At 58.7% G+C, this 14,644-nt stretch carries 15 protein-coding genes; 7 read left to right on the plus strand and 8 right to left on the minus strand.

Annotation, left to right across the window (positions count from 1 at the left end):
• The first annotated feature begins 26 nt into the window (after window positions 1–26).
• Genes ACR0E2_RS02210 through ACR0E2_RS02220 form a run of 3 tightly spaced genes read left to right on the plus strand, consistent with a single transcriptional unit; the run spans window position 27 to window position 2,581 of the window.
• A complete protein-coding gene (locus ACR0E2_RS02210) occupies window positions 27–800 on the plus strand; it encodes a beta-keto acid cleavage family enzyme (protein ID WP_480444980.1) in 774 nt (257 codons plus the stop codon).
• Entirely contained in the window at window positions 797–2,113 is a 1,317-nt protein-coding gene (locus ACR0E2_RS02215) for an aspartate aminotransferase family protein (RefSeq protein ID WP_480444981.1), read from the plus strand. The genes ACR0E2_RS02210 and ACR0E2_RS02215 overlap by 4 nt, the downstream gene beginning before the upstream one ends.
• 54 nt (window positions 2,114–2,167) lie before the next feature.
• Window positions 2,168–2,581: a hypothetical protein gene (locus ACR0E2_RS02220; protein ID WP_480444983.1), complete on the plus strand. Its 414-nt coding sequence runs from the start codon at window positions 2,168–2,170 to the stop codon at window positions 2,579–2,581.
• A gap of 57 nt (window positions 2,582–2,638) precedes the next feature.
• Here ACR0E2_RS02220 and infC read toward each other — a convergent pair whose 3' ends face one another.
• From infC to cobA, 7 genes are all read right to left on the minus strand, one after another.
• Entirely contained in the window at window positions 2,639–3,229 is a 591-nt protein-coding gene (gene infC / locus ACR0E2_RS02225) for a translation initiation factor IF-3 (protein ID WP_480446169.1), read from the minus strand.
• Between the two features lie 116 nt (window positions 3,230–3,345).
• On the minus strand, window positions 3,346–4,179 hold the full coding sequence (locus tag ACR0E2_RS02230) for a ferredoxin--NADP reductase (RefSeq protein ID WP_152457833.1): 834 nt from the start codon (window positions 4,177–4,179) through the stop codon (window positions 3,346–3,348).
• A 109-nt stretch (window positions 4,180–4,288) separates the two neighbouring features.
• The gene (locus tag ACR0E2_RS02235; RefSeq protein WP_480444985.1) at window positions 4,289–4,696 is read right to left on the minus strand and encodes a DUF934 domain-containing protein; all 408 of its coding nucleotides are present in this window, start codon (window positions 4,694–4,696) and stop codon (window positions 4,289–4,291) included.
• Window positions 4,693–5,454 (minus strand): phosphoadenylyl-sulfate reductase, encoded by a 762-nt coding sequence (locus ACR0E2_RS02240; RefSeq protein ID WP_171116163.1) that lies wholly within the window; start codon window positions 5,452–5,454, stop codon window positions 4,693–4,695. The genes ACR0E2_RS02235 and ACR0E2_RS02240 overlap by 4 nt, the downstream gene beginning before the upstream one ends.
• Window positions 5,444–7,108, minus strand: coding sequence for a nitrite/sulfite reductase (locus tag ACR0E2_RS02245; RefSeq protein WP_480444986.1), 1,665 nt, complete (start codon window positions 7,106–7,108; stop codon window positions 5,444–5,446). Before ACR0E2_RS02245 ends, ACR0E2_RS02240 begins: the two co-directional genes overlap by 11 nt.
• A 65-nt stretch (window positions 7,109–7,173) precedes the next feature.
• Window positions 7,174–7,488, minus strand: coding sequence for a DUF2849 domain-containing protein (locus ACR0E2_RS02250; RefSeq protein ID WP_152457837.1), 315 nt, complete (start codon window positions 7,486–7,488; stop codon window positions 7,174–7,176).
• Window positions 7,488–8,264, minus strand: a complete 777-nt coding sequence (gene cobA / locus ACR0E2_RS02255; protein ID WP_480444988.1) for a uroporphyrinogen-III C-methyltransferase — start codon at window positions 8,262–8,264, stop codon at window positions 7,488–7,490. The genes ACR0E2_RS02250 and cobA overlap by 1 nt, the downstream gene beginning before the upstream one ends.
• Before the next feature lie 144 nt (window positions 8,265–8,408).
• Between cobA and ACR0E2_RS02260 the strand changes: the two genes are divergently transcribed.
• Complete coding sequence (locus ACR0E2_RS02260; protein WP_117869097.1) at window positions 8,409–8,891, plus strand: Lrp/AsnC family transcriptional regulator; 483 nt, start codon at window positions 8,409–8,411, stop codon at window positions 8,889–8,891.
• 127 nt (window positions 8,892–9,018) lie between these two features.
• On the opposite strand, the gene ACR0E2_RS02265 is transcribed toward ACR0E2_RS02260, so the two are convergent.
• Window positions 9,019–10,200 carry a cytochrome P450 gene (locus ACR0E2_RS02265; RefSeq protein ID WP_480444990.1) on the minus strand — a complete coding sequence of 394 codons (1,182 nt, stop codon included), beginning with the start codon at window positions 10,198–10,200 and terminating at the stop codon, window positions 9,019–9,021.
• On the opposite strand from ACR0E2_RS02265, the gene ACR0E2_RS02270 reads away from it, so the two are divergent.
• The 3 genes from ACR0E2_RS02270 to ACR0E2_RS02280 all read left to right on the plus strand — a co-directional run bounded on the left by ACR0E2_RS02270 (window position 10,199) and on the right by ACR0E2_RS02280 (window position 14,570).
• A complete protein-coding gene (locus ACR0E2_RS02270; protein WP_480444992.1) occupies window positions 10,199–11,980 on the plus strand; it encodes a sensor histidine kinase in 1,782 nt (593 codons plus the stop codon). The genes ACR0E2_RS02265 and ACR0E2_RS02270 overlap by 2 nt on opposite strands.
• The gene (locus ACR0E2_RS02275) at window positions 11,977–13,206 is read left to right on the plus strand and encodes a sigma-54-dependent transcriptional regulator (RefSeq protein WP_171116154.1); all 1,230 of its coding nucleotides are present in this window, start codon (window positions 11,977–11,979) and stop codon (window positions 13,204–13,206) included. Before ACR0E2_RS02270 ends, ACR0E2_RS02275 begins: the two co-directional genes overlap by 4 nt.
• A 362-nt stretch (window positions 13,207–13,568) precedes the next feature.
• Window positions 13,569–14,570: a DctP family TRAP transporter solute-binding subunit gene (locus tag ACR0E2_RS02280; RefSeq protein ID WP_480444994.1), complete on the plus strand. Its 1,002-nt coding sequence runs from the start codon at window positions 13,569–13,571 to the stop codon at window positions 14,568–14,570.
• The last annotated feature ends 74 nt before the right edge of the window (window positions 14,571–14,644 follow it).

The raw sequence follows: 14,644 nt of genomic DNA on the forward strand, positions 1-14,644 counted from the left end.
TGAGGACAGACGAACACGAGGGCGCAATGACCGAGAGCACAGTGAAAACCATCGGAAAACCATATGTTCTGGTTGCTCCGAACGGCGCCCGGCGGGGCCGCGCGGATCACCCGGCCTTGCCAGTCACGACGGATCAGATCGTCGCAACGGCGCGGGGCTGCCACGAGGCTGGGGCGAATGGCATGCACCTGCATGTACGGGATGCTGACGGACATCACACGCTGGATGCCGGATTGTATCGCGAAACAATCGCGGAACTGAAAAGGGTGGTGCCGGGCATGGATGTTCAGATCACCACCGAGGCAGCAGGCGTGTTCGACGTCTCGTCGCAGTTTGACTGCCTGCAACGGGTCCGGCCTGAATGGGCCTCGATTTCAGTCCGGGAAATCGCGCGGGCCCTTGATCTTGCGCCTCGGGTCTATGCGCTATGTGCGGCTCAGGGCACGCGGGTTCAGCATATTCTCTACGACTTGGAAGATGTGAAGCTGCTGGAAGACTGGCAATCAAAAGGAATCGTCCAGCCGGACCAGACAGACCGGTTGCTTGTGTTGGGACGCTACAGTCAGAATCAGCAATCCGTGCCAGCGGATCTGGACGCGTTTCCGTCCAGCCCGGCCAATTGGATGGTGTGCGCCTTTGGGACACAGGAACATGACTGTTTGGTTGAAACCGCGCGGCGCGGCGGTGACTTGCGTGTTGGATTCGAAAACAGCCTGACGGCACCGGATGGCACGCTCTGGACGGACAACGCGGCTTCGGTCGCGGCTTTGGTTGAAACACTTGGAAGGACCGGAACATGAGTCATGTTTTCCCACGCCACACCAAATCTGAACTTCCCATCGCAGCGGGTGGCGACGGCGCTTATCTGATCGATGCCGACGGCAAGCGATATCTGGATTGCGGCGATGCGGCCGTGTCCTGTCTGGGGCATTCCAGCCCGGCAGTGATCCGGGCCGTGCAACAGCAGGTGGAACAGATCGCATTTGCCCATACCGGGTTCATGACCTCGGAACCGGCCGAGGCATTGGCCGATCTGCTGATCCAGCACGCGCCGGGGGATCTGGACCGGGTGTATTTCGTATCGGGCGGATCCGAGGCGACCGAAGCGGCCATCAAATTGGCGCGCCAGTATTTTCTGGAAATTGGGCAGCCCGAGCGCCGCCACGTGATCGCGCGCAAGCAAAGCTATCATGGCAACACTCTGGGGGCCTTGTCTGCCGGGGGAAATGCCTGGAGACGGGCCCAATTCGCACCGATGCTGATCGAAATGACCCATATCTCGGCCTGCTATGAATATGCCGAGAAGCCCGAGGGTGAGAGCAGCTTTGACTATGGTCAGCGCGTCGCTAACGAGCTGGAGGCGGAAATTCTGCGCCTTGGTCCCGAAACGGTTATGGCTTTCATGGCCGAGCCGGTTGTCGGTGCTACGCTTGGCGCGGTTCCGGCGGTTGAGGGGTATTTCAAACGCATCCGGGAAATCTGCGACCAATATGGCGTGCTGCTGATTCTGGATGAGGTGATGTGTGGCATGGGGCGCACCGGTCATCTGTTCGCCTGCGATCACGACGGAGTTGCACCGGATATTCTGTGCATCGCCAAAGGGTTGGGCGCAGGCTATCAACCGATCGGGGCGATGCTGTGCACCGATATAATTTTCGGTGCGATTCGCGATGGGTCAGGGTTTTTCCAACATGGGCACACCTATATCGGCCATCCTGTCGCCACGGCTGCGGCTCTTGCGGTGGTCCGTGAACTGACAGAGGGTGATTTACCGGCGCGCGCCGGACGCATGGGCAGCAAACTGCATTCCGCACTGGAAGCCGCGTTTGGACAGCACCCGAACGTGGGCGATTTGCGTGGCCGCGGCCTGTTCCGGGGCGTGGAATTGGTGGCGGATCGCGAGACGAAGACCCCCTTTGATCCATCGTTGGGCATTGCCGGAAAGATAAAGAAGGCGGCGCTGGCCGAAGGGTTGATCTGTTATCCCATGGCGGGCACCCGGGATGGCCGGAACGGAGACCATATACTTCTTGCGCCGCCATTCATCATAAATGACGAGCAGATAGGCGAACTTGTCAGCAAACTGGAACGCTCTTTTTCAGCCGTTCTCTGACAATGCCGTGAGCACCCTGTTTGCCTGCGACACGTTTGCTATGTGTCGTGGGCTATGGAATTGGAAAAGGCGACGTCCATGGTGCTGGATATCTGGCGCAGTTTCCGAACGCTCCCTGTGTGGGTGCAGGTCTGGGTAGCCGTTGTTTTGGTACCGGTAAACCTGCTTCCGTTGGCATTTCTGGATCAGCCACAGGGGCACCTGATTGCATTGCTTGCAATTTCAGGCATGGCGCTGAACGTGCCTATCATGTTGGGTGCACGCGGGATGAGCGGTGCGATGGCCTTGCCGCACATTCTGTGCTGGGTGCCGTTGGTCATCATCGCGACGCTTTTGCTGTTTTCCGAAGACTCCCTGAGCCCAGCCTTTGCCGGCTTTCTCCGGGTGCTTCTGATCGTCGATATCACCTCGCTGGTGTTCGATTTCCGGGACGCGGCCCGTTGGTTGCGCAGCAGGCAGGCGCCGTGAACAAAAAAGCCCCTTCAAGAGAGAAGGGGCTTGGACCGTTTCGATCTTTGGACCGGATTACTTCTGCGGCAGCGGGCCGATCATCATGATCATCTGACGGCCTTCCATCTTGGGCATGTTTTCGATCTTGCCCAAGTCCTTGACGTCCTCGGCAACGCGCTCCAGCAATTCGCGGCCCAGGTTCTGGTGTGCCATTTCGCGACCGCGAAAACGCAGGGTAACTTTGACCTTGTCGCCGTTTTCCAGAAACTTGAAGACGTTGCGCATCTTGACGTCATAATCATGCGTGTCGGTGTTGGGTCGGAACTTGACCTCTTTCACCTCGATGATCTTTTGCTTCTTGCGGGCTTCGGCTTCGCGTTTCTGCGTTTCATATTTGAATTTGCCGAAGTCCATGATCTTGCAGACCGGTGGGTTCGCATTGGGCGAAATTTCGACCAGATCAAGACCGGCATCAGCGGCCATCTGCATGGCTTTGGCGGGATGAACCACCCCGACATTTTCACCTTCGGCGCCAATCAGGCGAATTTCGGGGGCACGGATCTTATCATTGACGCGCGGGCCGGTGTCTCGTTGTGGCGGCGCGTTGTGAGGTCTGCGAGCTATGGGTTCATTCCTTTGATAATTGCAGAATTTCGAGCCCGGAATTTAAACCGGGCCGGGCCACACTTCAAGCGGCATAAACACCGGCAGTTGCGAAAAAACAGTGTTTTGTCCGGTGATTTTTGCGTTCGGGGCTGCAAAGCTCCGAACGCAAGGTGCCTTTAGCCGACAAAGGCCTTTTCGATCACGAACTCTTTGGGTTCGGAATTCGCGCCCTCGCGCAGACCAAAACCTTCAAGGATTTCCTTGATGTCCAGGTTGAAAGCCAGCGACCCGCAGACCATGGCGCGATCGGTTTCGGGCTTGATTCCGCCTTCGATCCCCAGATCGCTGAACACGGTGCCATCCTTCAGCAGGTCGGTGATCCGACCCATCTTGGGGCTCTCTTCACGCGTGGTCGTCGGGTAGTAGCGGATCTTGTCAGCAAAGCCTTCGCCAATAAGTTCGGCCAGCATTTCATCCTGACGGATACTGTCGATCAATTGGCGGCCATATTCCAGTTCGGCCACTTCGCGGCAGGTATGGGTGATGATCACCTCGTCATAGTCTTCATATGTTTGCGGTTCACGCAACAACGAAGCAAACGGGGCAAAGCCGGTGCCGGTGGCAAAGAACCACAAACGCTTGCCCGGCAGCAGGGCGTCATGCACCAACGTGCCAACCGGCTTGGGGCGCAGGATGATCTGGTCGCCGGGCTTGATATGCTGAAGCTTCGAGGTCAGCGGGCCGTTCTGAACCTTGATCGAATAGAACTCCAGCTCATCGTCCCACGACGGCGAAGCGATTGAATAGGCGCGCAGCAATGGCTTGCCATTGTCGCCCAGCAGACCAATCATCACGAACTCGCCCGAGCGGAAACGCAGCGTGGCGGGGCGCGTCACCTTGAAAGAGAACAGGCTGTCGGTCCAATGCTTGACCTCGGTTACAGTTTGCGCGTCCGGCAGGACCGGGGCCTTCACGGCAGTTGCTTCGCTCACGGGCTTCATCTCTGTCATCGTTTACCTGCCGGTCTGCTAAACCGACATCTCCGTTTAATCTTTGATCCAAGTCAGGAAAAGGGGACAGATTGCCCCCTTTGCGTTTCAAGCTGGCGATGGGCGGCTTTTAACCGCGCAAACGCGCCTGATAGTTGTTCTCTTGCCAGTTGGCCCGGGAAAGCCACTGATCTTCGGGCTGGCGATCTGCCAGGTCTCCGTCAATCTCAACTTCGTCAAAGCCGCAGCGACGTGCCATGGCATATTGGTCTGCCAGAACATGACCCTTGGCGCGCAAGCGTCCCGTATAGCCCTTAAGGCGCAGGGTGCGGGCGATGGTAAAGCCGCGACCGTCGGCAAAGGATGGAAAATCCACCCGGACCAGCTTGGCACTGCCCAAGCGGTCAAAAAGCTCATCCGGGTCCGTGTCCGAGCTGACGTCCAGCGCAACCACGTCATTTGCGGCATCATCCAGAGTGACAAAGCCGTCGGTCCAGTCATCGGGCGAAAAGCCCTCATCCGTTACGATTACGTTCATGTTTTCTCTCCGATGCGCACCATCTTGCCATCGACAAAATGAATGCCGCATTCTTCCTTGTTCTGATCGCGCCAGCGCCCGGCGCGGGGGTCTTCGCCTTCCTTCACCGGTGAAGTGCAGGGCGCACAGCCGATCGAAGGGTATCCTTTGGCCACCAGCGGATGCCGGGGCAGGTTGTTTTCTTCCATATAGGCGCGCACATCGTCCGGCGCCCAATGGGCCAGCGGATTGACCTTGATCCGGCCCGTGCCGTCTTCGACCTCGAAAAACTCGAGCGCGGCGCGCGTGCCGGACTGAAACCGTTTTCGGCCGGTAATCCAACCGCAATACCCGGTCAGGGCTTGCTGCAACGGAAAGGTCTTGCGCAGGTTGCAGCACGCATCCGTATCCCGCAGGCGCAGCGCGCCATAGGGGTCTTCGCGTTGCAGTTCTTCGTCATCCGCCCGGATGATCCGGATGTTCCTGAGCCCCAGGCGCTCGCTGACTTCCTGCTGGTACTCCAGCGTTTCGGTGAACAGCAATTGGGTATCCACGAACAACACCGGCGTCATCTTGTCGATCACCGCAGCCATGTGCAGCAGCACCACCGATTCCGCACCAAAGCTTGAGACCAGAGCAAGCGCATCGATCTCTTCAAGGGCGCCATGCATCACGTCATGGGCGCTGTGGTGACGGAACCGGGCATTCAATGCGTTGACCTTCTCGGTCAGGTCGCTGCGGTCTTTGCCCAGTTCCGTTTGGATCAGATCAAGCGGCATTCGCCCGAGCCTCGGGGTAGAGAGCGGCCTTGAATGGCTCCATGCCGACGCGGCGATAGGTCATAAGAAAGGTTTCTTCAGCACTCTCGCGCAGATCCAGGTAGGTGTCGACGATGCGTTCCACGGCCGGCACGATCTCGTCATAGGCAAAGCCCGGACCGGTGCGGTCGCCGATCGCGGCCGTCTCGGTGGCGTCGCCACCCAGGGTGATCTGGTAGTTTTCGACGCCTGCACGATCCAGGCCCAGGATGCCGATATGGCCCACATGGTGGTGGCCGCAGGCGTTGATGCAGCCCGAGATCTTGATCTTCAGGTGCCCGATGTCATGCTCCAGCTTCAACTCTTCAAAGCGGGTCGCAATTTCCTGAGCAACCGGGATCGAGCGCGCTGTCGCCAGCGCGCAGTAATCCATGCCGGGGCAGGCGATGATATCGCTGATCAGGCCGATATTGGCGGTGGCCAGTTCGTGTTCCTTCAGCTTGGCGTGGATCGCGGGCAGGTCCGATTTGTGGACATGCGGCAGGATCACGTTCTGCTCGTGGCTGATACGCAGCTCATCATAGGCGAATTCTTCGGCCAGATCGGCCATCACGCGCATCTGCTCGGCGGTCGCATCACCCGGCGTCTGGCCGTGTTTCTTGATCGAGATCGTAACGATCGCGTGGTCCGCGTTCTTGTGCGGCGCGATGTTGGTATCGACCCACGACCGGAAAACCGGATCGTTGGAATAGGCACTTTCAAACGACGCAACCGAACCTTCGCGGAAGGCCGGAGGCGCAAAGTGGCCCTTGATCTCATCCAGCAGCGCTATGTCGGCGCCCTTGAACTGTGGGCGAACCTGCAAGAAACGTTCATTCACCTTGGCGCGGATGGCGTCGATGCCGTGTTCATGCACGGTGATCTTGATGCGCGCCTTGTACTTGTTGTCGCGGCGACCGATCTGGTTCCAGACCGACACGGTGGCTTCCAGATAGGCCAGCAGATCATCGAAAGCGACGAATTCGGACAGTTCCTTACCGATCATCGGGGTGCGGCCAAGACCACCACCGACGATGACGCGCGCACCCAGAACGCCGTCACGTTCGACCAGTTGCAGGCCGATGTCATGCGCTTTGATCACGGCGCGGTCGTTTTCCGAACCGGTGATGGCGATCTTGAACTTGCGCGGCATGAACTGGAACTCCGGGTGGTCGGTCGACCACTGACGCAGCAGTTCGGCATAGGGGCGCGGGTCGGCGACCTCATCCGCGGCGGCACCGGCGAAATGGTCGGCGGTCACGTTGCGGATGGTGTTGCCCGAGGTCTGGATGGCGTGCATGCCGACCTCGGCCAGCGCGTCCAGCATGTCTGGCACATCTTTCAGTTTCGGCCAGTTGTACTGGAGGTTCTGACGGGTGGTGAAATGACCATAACCTTTGTCCCACTTTTCAGCCAGCAGGGCCAGTTGACGCATTTGCGCGCTGTTCAGCGTGCCGTAGGGAATGGCGACTCGCAGCATGTATGCGTGCAATTGCAGATACAGGCCGTTCATCAGGCGCAAAGGCTTGAATTCATCTTCGGTCAGCGAACCGTCGATGCGGCGCTCGACCTGAGCGCGGAACTGCGCGTTACGCTCTGCCAGAAAATCTTTGTCAAACTCGGAGTAGCGATACATGTCTAGCTGTCCTTGGTTGCAGCCCCGAACCTGGGGCCTTGAAGGGGAGAGAGAAGGGCCAGAGGTCAGGCCCGGGGCTGCGGGGAAGTTTCCTGTTTGCCGTGGGCATAGTTGGACGGACCAGTGCGGCGGAAGTCTTCCCGGAAATGGGTGGGCTCGGGGCCGTTTTCGCCAGCGACGGCATCGGCCAGATAAGCGCCCACGATTTTGTTTGCTTGACGCGCGGCATCCAGCAGGCGAACCTGCGCATGCGCCTCGTCGGTGATCAGTTCTGCCTCGCTCAGGTCACGGGACCAGCGGTCATCTTCGGTCAGGTAAATCACGTCACCTTCGAGCAAGTCATTTGCAGTTACGACTTTGGGAGTAAAAGCGCGGGCCATCAGGCAAGCTCCTTGTTGAATTCGGTTACGGCCTGCGCCGCTTCGCGCGGGGCAAGGCCATAGAAGGTCAGGGCCGGTCCATCCATTTCGGCGGCGGCCAGATCGGTGGGCAACTGGTCCAAGGTGGTGGCCAAAATCCGTTGGTCGGGACGCGAGGCATTCTCGACCAGGGTAATGGGGGTGGTGCGATCGGCGCCGTGCATGATCAGACGGCCCTGAATGAACCGAGCGGATTTCTTGCCCATGTAGATTGCCGCCACGGAACCCGGCTTGGCCAAAGCGTTCCAATCGTGATCCGCGAATCCTTGCATGTCGTGCCCGGTCAAAAAACGCACCGATGAGTTGCGTCCGCGGCGGGTCAGGCTTTGACCGATGCCAGCCACTGCGGCAGAGGCCGCCGTGATGCCGGGAATGATCTGCCAGGATATGCCGGCCGCGTCGACGGCCTCGATTTCTTCGTCCAGGCGGCCAAAGACTGTGGGATCCCCCGACTTCAGGCGCACCACACGGTTGCCATTCAGGGCGTGTTCAACCAGAAGCGCGTCGATATCGCTTTGCTTCCACGAGGGGCCGAACCCGGCCTTGCCGACATCGACCAAAGCGGCGTTCTGAGCGGCAATGTCCAGCACAGGCTTGCTGATCAGGCGATCATGCAGCACCACATCCGCGCGCTCGAATGCGGCCAACGCCTTGAGCGTCAGCAATTCGGGGTCACCGGGTCCGGCGCCGACAAAGTCGACATGACCTTTGGGCTTGGTTGTGTGAAAATCCTGCATCGGATCGTCTCGGACATTGTTTGACTTGACCCTCAATATAGGAAATATTCCCACCAAAGCGCCATATCGCCGCTGAAATAAGGACAAATGTTCCGATTTTCGGGAAAACCGGAACAGGGGTGTCGAAACAGAAGGAAAATTGGAATGTCGGTGCGGATAGATGACACGGATCGAAAAATTCTGGCCGAGCTGCAACGGGACGCGGGCCAATCATTGGACGAAATTGCGGCTCGGGTCGGCAGTTCAAAGACGCCTGTCTGGAATCGCATTCGCAAGCTCAAGGGGGCGGGAATCATCGGCCAGCAAACGGTGCTGCTGGATGCCGAGGCACTTGGGTTCGAAGCCACCTTTTTTGTTTTGATCCGCACCTCGGAACATGAGGCGGACTGGCAACGTAAATTCCTGAAAGCATTGAAGGATCACCCCGAAGTGCAAGAGGCGCACCGGTTGGCGGGTGATATCGACTATATCCTGAAAGTCCGGGTCAAGAACGCACGTGCCTATGATCAGTTCTATCAGTCGCTCATCTCGGAGGTGCGTGTGCACAATGTCACGGCGTTGTTGTCCATGGAAGAGATCAAGTCCACGACGATGCTGCCGCTGAATGCGTTGGCAGAGGGGGCTTAGAACCCACGGCCATACCCTTCTGCTTGTGTCTTTCATGGGGCTTTGAGCCAGATGAACTGATTGGTGTTTTCATCCGGCCGGAAGCAAAATCGCCGGAAGCGTCGTGTAGAAATGCCAAAGGTGATGGCTAACGTCTGACCAGCAGCTGATTCAGCCCGTGAAAGTGATAGCTGTCCGAGTAAAGCGGCGGCGCAGCCAGTTTCAGGTTTGGACAGCTTTCGAACAGGATCGGCAAAGCAATCCGCATTTCAAGACGCGCCAGAGGTGCGCCGACGCAGAAATGAATTCCTCCCCCAAAGCTTGTGTTGACTTCAATCGGACGGCTCGGCTGAAACGTGTTCGGTTCCGCCCAGACAGCGGGGTCGCGGTTGGCCGCGCCAAGCAACAGTGCCACTTGATCGCCACGTTTGAATGAATGGCCGAACAGGTCCACGTCCTGATACGCGTAACGTGTGAACATGTGCAGAGGCGGGTCAAAGCGCAGGATCTCTTCGATGGTTGCGTCGAGTCCATCCGGTGCCAGGGCGTCGGGGGCGGTACGGGTCTGCAACAGGGTTTTCACCCCGTTCCCCAGTGAATGCACGGTGGCCTCATGGCCTGCGTTGAGCAGCAGGATGCAGGTGGCAACCAGCTCGTCCGGTGACAGTTTCTGGCCTTCTTCCTCGGCGCTTATCAACCGGGTTATCAGGTCGTCCCGTGGATCATTGCGCCGCAGCTCTATGTATTCCTTCAGGAATTCGGTGAACTCCCGAGATGATTTGGCGGCCGTGTCTTCGGTGTCCTGCGTGCGATTGGCCTGATACATGGCAACCATATCGTGAGACCACCGTAGCAGATCGGGCGCCATGGCTTCGGGGACGCCCAGAAGCCGGCAGATCGTGACCACCGGAACCTGAGTGCAATAGGCTTCCAACAGGTCGAACGTGTTCCGAGGGAATTCCTTGATCAGGCCGTGGCACAGATCTTCGATGGAAGGTTGCAGCGCAGAAATCGCCCGTGACGTGAAGGCGCGCATCACCAATGACCGAAGGCGTGTGTGCCTTGGCGGTTCTGCCTCAAGCAGTGAATGGGCCTCGATGGCCAGCCAGGGCGCCAGATGGGCGGGACCTTGCTCTGCCAGTTCGGGCGGTACCTCGCGGCCAAATCTGCGGTCCCGAAACAGGGCGCGAACCGCGCGGTATGAAACCGCGGCGACCATACCGTAGTTCTGCCAATAGAACAGATCGCCCGAGCCTCGCGCCTTGTCGTAGAATGGGTAGGGGTTTTGGACGAAACCCGGGTCTGTCGGTGATTGCGAAAAAGACTTCATGCGCCGCACACTTGCCATGCGGCGCTTTGAATGCAAGACCCTGTCTATGCACAGGGTTTGGTTCATTTCCGGTTTTTTGCTCGCCGTTGGGCTGTTGTCGGGGTTTGTCTGGTCTTATGGCTATCGACAGGCCCTGTCTCAGCTGAGCGAGAAGGCAGAGGCAGATCTTGAGCTGGCGGCTGACCGGCTGAGCACGCAGATGCAAGTGTACCAGGAACTTGCCGTGCTGATGGCAACTCATCCCGTCTTGCGCGAATTGGATACGCAGGCCGGTCTTCGCCAAGCCCGGTCAACGCTGCTGGACGTCGCTGACAAAACGGCCGCCGTAAACATGATGTACCTGGATACGAACGGGCAGGTGCTGGTATCGGCGCAGCCTGTGTCCCAGCGCAACATGGCCCATCATCCGGCTTTCCGCCGTGCGATGCAGGGCGCCTTGGGCAGTGCGCATGAGGTCGTGCCGTCGGGCGAAGACCGGATCTATTCCTATGCCGCCCCCGCTTTTGGCCCGTCTGGCCAGATCAAAGGCGCGTTGATGGTCGTTGCTGATGTTCAGGACGTTGAACAAACGTGGCGCGGCAGTACCGAGGCGGTTTTCTTTGTCGACTCAGATGGCGTCGTTTTCATTTCCAACAGATCCGACCTGCTGTTCTGGCGCCGGGCGGACGGTGAGGCGGGATTGACGCCGCCAGATGGTGCCGCCGTTGATTTTTCTTCGAAACAGGTCGGCAGGCACGAGTTGTGGCATTTGAACTGGGGGCGTTACCTGCCGCGTGATGCGCTGCATCTGACCCTTGATTTGCCGGTGATCGACATGACTGCCGAGGTTCTGGTGGACGTGGCGCCGGCCCTTCAGCTTGCCAGGCTTCAGGCGGCGGCCGTCGCAGCGATCTGTCTGGCCTTTGGGGCCATGCTCTTTCTAGCCATGGAGCGGCGGCGGGCATTGGCCGAAGCGAATGCCGTTCTGGAAAGCCGTGTGGCCAAACGAACCCATGACCTGACAGTGGCAAATGCCAGTTTGCGCAAGGAAGTGGCGGAACGCGAAGAAGCCGAGGCGGCGCTGCGGCGGGCCCAGGCAGACCTGGTGCAGGCGGGAAAGCTCAGCGCTTTGGGGCAAATGTCGGCGGGGATCAGCCATGAACTGAACCAGCCGCTTATGGCCATACGACAATTTGCGGATAACGGTTCAGCGTTCATGACGCGGGGGAAACCTGAAATGGCTGCCGAGAATCTGGGCCGGATATCGGAAATGGCGGCGCGGATGGCGCGGATCATCAAGAACCTTCGCGCCTTTGCCCGCAACGAAAGCGAACCGATGGGGCGGGTTGACCTGATACAGGTACTCAACACCGCTGTTGAACTGACCGAGGCCCGCCTGCGCGACGACGATGTAACCCTGAACTGGACCCCCCCGAATGGCGCTGTGTATGTTTGGGGGGGTGAAGTACGTTTGGTGCAGGTGTTCGTGAATCTGATCAACAATGCGGCGGATGCAATGCTGGGGCGACCAAAACGGATTATTACGATAACGCTGCGAAAAGGCGCACGATTGAGCGTTTCTTTGCAGGATACTGGCCCGGGCATTGAAGACCCCGACCGGATGTTCGAGCCCTTCTATTCCACGAAAAGCGTCGGATCGTCAGAAGGTTTGGGGCTGGGGCTTTCCATTTCCTACGGGCTGGTTCAAAGCTTTGGTGGGGACATACGGGGCGCGAACACGGCGGATGGGGCCATGTTCACCGTCGAACTGGAACCCTGCGACAAGGAAGAGGCCGCGTGATGCGCAGGGTTTTGTTGGTCGATGATGATGCCGCCGTACGCGAGGCCCTGTCTCAAACTCTGGAATTGGCGGACTATCAGCCAACGACCGCTGGATCCTTTGTGGCGGCCAAGGATCACATCAGCCGCGAGTTTCCCGGTGTCATCATCTCGGATATCCGCATGCCGGGGCGGGACGGGTTCCACCTTTTGTCGTATGCCCGAGAGGTCGATCCGGATCTTCCCGTGGTTCTTCTGACGGGTGAGGGCGATATTCCCATGGCCGTCGACGCCATGGGAAAGGGTGCGTTCGATTTTCTGGAAAAGCCGTGCGCCGCGTCCGATCTTCTGGAGGTGCTTGAACGCGCCTTTGCAGCCCGTTCGCAGGTGTTGGAGCAAAGAGCGGCGAAATCCGAGTTGGAACGAGGAGACCCCGCCGCGCGTTTGCTGTTCGGCCTGTCGCCCCAGGCCGAGGCCCTGCGCGAACGGGTTCGGACCGTTGCGCCAACAGGTGCCGAAGTTCTTGTGACGGGACCGCCGGGCAGCGGCATCTCGAAGGTCGCCGAGGTCGTGCATCTGATGTCGCCAGCAGGGCAGGGACCATTTGTCAAACGCACGGCCTCAAGCCTCAGCCCCGACGACTTGGCCGAGAGCTGTGAAGATGCGGCAGGTGGGTCATTGTTTCTGGATGAAGTCTCGGCCATGCCCCATGCCACGCAATTTGCGGCGTTGGAGATCATCGAGCATGGACCAGGCGGGCGTATCATTGCGGGAACGACCGCTGATCTTTCGGCGCTGAGTTCTGAAGGCCGGTTCAATGCAGACCTGTTTTACAGGCTGGATGTCATGCGGGTGCGTATTCCATCGCTGGCAGAACGCCCCGACGACATTCCGGTGATCTTCCGTCATTACGTTGCACAGGCCGCAGAACAGGCGGGGATCGTGGCGCCGGAAATCTCGTCCGAGCATCTGGCGTCGCTAATGGCCAGCGACTGGCCGGGGAATGCGCGATCCCTGATGTCAGCCGCGATGCGCTTCGTGCTGGGAATGCCGGAAGAAGTCGCGCAGGCAACTGATCTGGGGCTCAGCGAACAGATGGCGCGGGTGGAGCGGTCGCTGCTCATCGCGGCGCTGGGTCGTCACAACGGTAAGGCATCAGATGCGGCGAAGGCATTGAAACTGCCGCGCAAGACATTTTACGACAAGCTGGCACGGTACCAGATTCGGGCCGAGGATTACCGGCGGTAACGGTCGGGCTCCCGCCACCTTTTTCCGCATTAACATGCGTCTAAAGCTGTTGGGCCGGGCAGCCCGCTGTCGCGGACTGCGGTTTCGCACCAGTTGATTCGGGTGTTTTGATTCGCAGGGTGTGCGGATTTCCGCACAAACTGGAAGATTGCTGTGCGGAATCTCGCACTTGGGGTTTCGAATGGATCGAGTATACATTGCAAAACGCTTCATAACATTTTGAAATAAATAATATTAATAGAAAATTGAGAGGCAAAAAACAAATCGTTGAGTGGATCGTGCCGATTCGTTTCACTTCGCTTCATCTGACACCGAATTGGTGTCGAAGGACAGTTTCAAGGAAGTCTGGGAGGAAAAGACAGATGAAATTCCTGACAACGGCCGCAACCGCTCTGGCGCTGACAGTCACAGCCACCGCTGGCATGGCAGCCTGTGACGATGGTGAAATCGTCGTCAAGTTTGCGCATGTGACCAACACTGACAAACACCCCAAGGGCATTGCCGCATCGCTGCTGGAACAGCGCGTCAATGATGAGATGAACGGCGTGATGTGCATGGAGGTCTATCCGAACTCGACCCTGTACAACGATGACAAGGTGCTGGAGGCGATGTTGCAGGGCGACGTTCAGCTGGCCGCGCCGTCACTGTCGAAGTTCGAGAAGTTCACCAAGCAGTTCCGCCTGTTTGACTTGCCGTTCATGTTCAAGAACATCGATGCTGTGGATGCATTCCAGGCGTCGGCTGATGGTCAGGCGATGAAGGACAGCATGCAGCGCCGTGGCCTTCAGGGGCTGGCCTTCTGGCACAACGGCATGAAGCAGATGTCGGCCAACAAGCCGCTGGTCGATCCGTCGGATGCAAACGGCCTGAAGTTCCGCGTGCAGTCTTCGGACGTTCTGGTGGCACAGATGGAGGCCATCGGTGGCAGCCCGCAGAAAATGGCGTTCTCGGAAGTTTACGGCGCGCTGCAACAGGGGGTTGTGGATGGTCAGGAAAACACCTGGTCGAACATCTACGGCAAGAAGTTCTTCGAGGTGCAGGACGGCATCACCGAGACCAACCACGGCATCATCGACTATCTTGTCGTAACCTCTGTGGACTGGCTGGACAGCCTGGATCCGGACGTGCGTGATAAGTTCCTGACCATTCTGGCTGAAGTCACGGAAACACGGAACAAAGAAGCCTTTGCCGTGAACGAAGCAGCCAAAGCCTCGATCATTGAAGCAGGCGGTGTCATCCGCGAGTTGACCCCGGAACAGCGTCAGGCCTGGGTTGATGCGATGAAGCCCGTTTGGGACCAGTTCGCAGGTGACGTGGGTCAGGACAAGATCGACGCGGCTCAGGCCATCAACGCCGGCTTCTGAATCTGGCCAAAGGCCGCGCGTCCGGGGACTGGGGAGTATTCGACGCGCTGGCCGGGCGGGCTGAACAAGCCCGC

This window comes from Ruegeria sp. A4 (genome assembly GCF_056543025.1).

Bases quoted from the DNA above. Each gene is read 5' to 3' on its own strand.
- ACR0E2_RS02260 (WP_117869097.1), top strand. From the start codon at position 8,409: ATGTCGGTGCGGATAGATGACACGGATCGAAAAATTCTGGCCGAGCTG.
- cobA (WP_480444988.1), bottom strand. From the start codon at position 8,264: ATGCAGGATTTTCACACAACCAAGCCCAAAGGTCATGTCGACTTTGTC.
- ACR0E2_RS02245 (WP_480444986.1), bottom strand. From the start codon at position 7,108: ATGTATCGCTACTCCGAGTTTGACAAAGATTTTCTGGCAGAGCGTAAC.
- ACR0E2_RS02270 (WP_480444992.1), top strand. From the start codon at position 10,199: ATGCGCCGCACACTTGCCATGCGGCGCTTTGAATGCAAGACCCTGTCT.
- ACR0E2_RS02240 (WP_171116163.1), bottom strand. From the start codon at position 5,454: ATGCCGCTTGATCTGATCCAAACGGAACTGGGCAAAGACCGCAGCGAC.
- ACR0E2_RS02280 (WP_480444994.1), top strand. From the start codon at position 13,569: ATGAAATTCCTGACAACGGCCGCAACCGCTCTGGCGCTGACAGTCACA.
- ACR0E2_RS02230 (WP_152457833.1), bottom strand. From the start codon at position 4,179: ATGACAGAGATGAAGCCCGTGAGCGAAGCAACTGCCGTGAAGGCCCCG.
- ACR0E2_RS02235 (WP_480444985.1), bottom strand. From the start codon at position 4,696: ATGAACGTAATCGTAACGGATGAGGGCTTTTCGCCCGATGACTGGACC.
- ACR0E2_RS02265 (WP_480444990.1), bottom strand. From the start codon at position 10,200: ATGAAGTCTTTTTCGCAATCACCGACAGACCCGGGTTTCGTCCAAAAC.
- ACR0E2_RS02210 (WP_480444980.1), top strand. From the start codon at position 27: ATGACCGAGAGCACAGTGAAAACCATCGGAAAACCATATGTTCTGGTT.
- ACR0E2_RS02250 (WP_152457837.1), bottom strand. From the start codon at position 7,488: ATGGCCCGCGCTTTTACTCCCAAAGTCGTAACTGCAAATGACTTGCTC.
- ACR0E2_RS02215 (WP_480444981.1), top strand. From the start codon at position 797: ATGAGTCATGTTTTCCCACGCCACACCAAATCTGAACTTCCCATCGCA.
- ACR0E2_RS02220 (WP_480444983.1), top strand. From the start codon at position 2,168: ATGGAATTGGAAAAGGCGACGTCCATGGTGCTGGATATCTGGCGCAGT.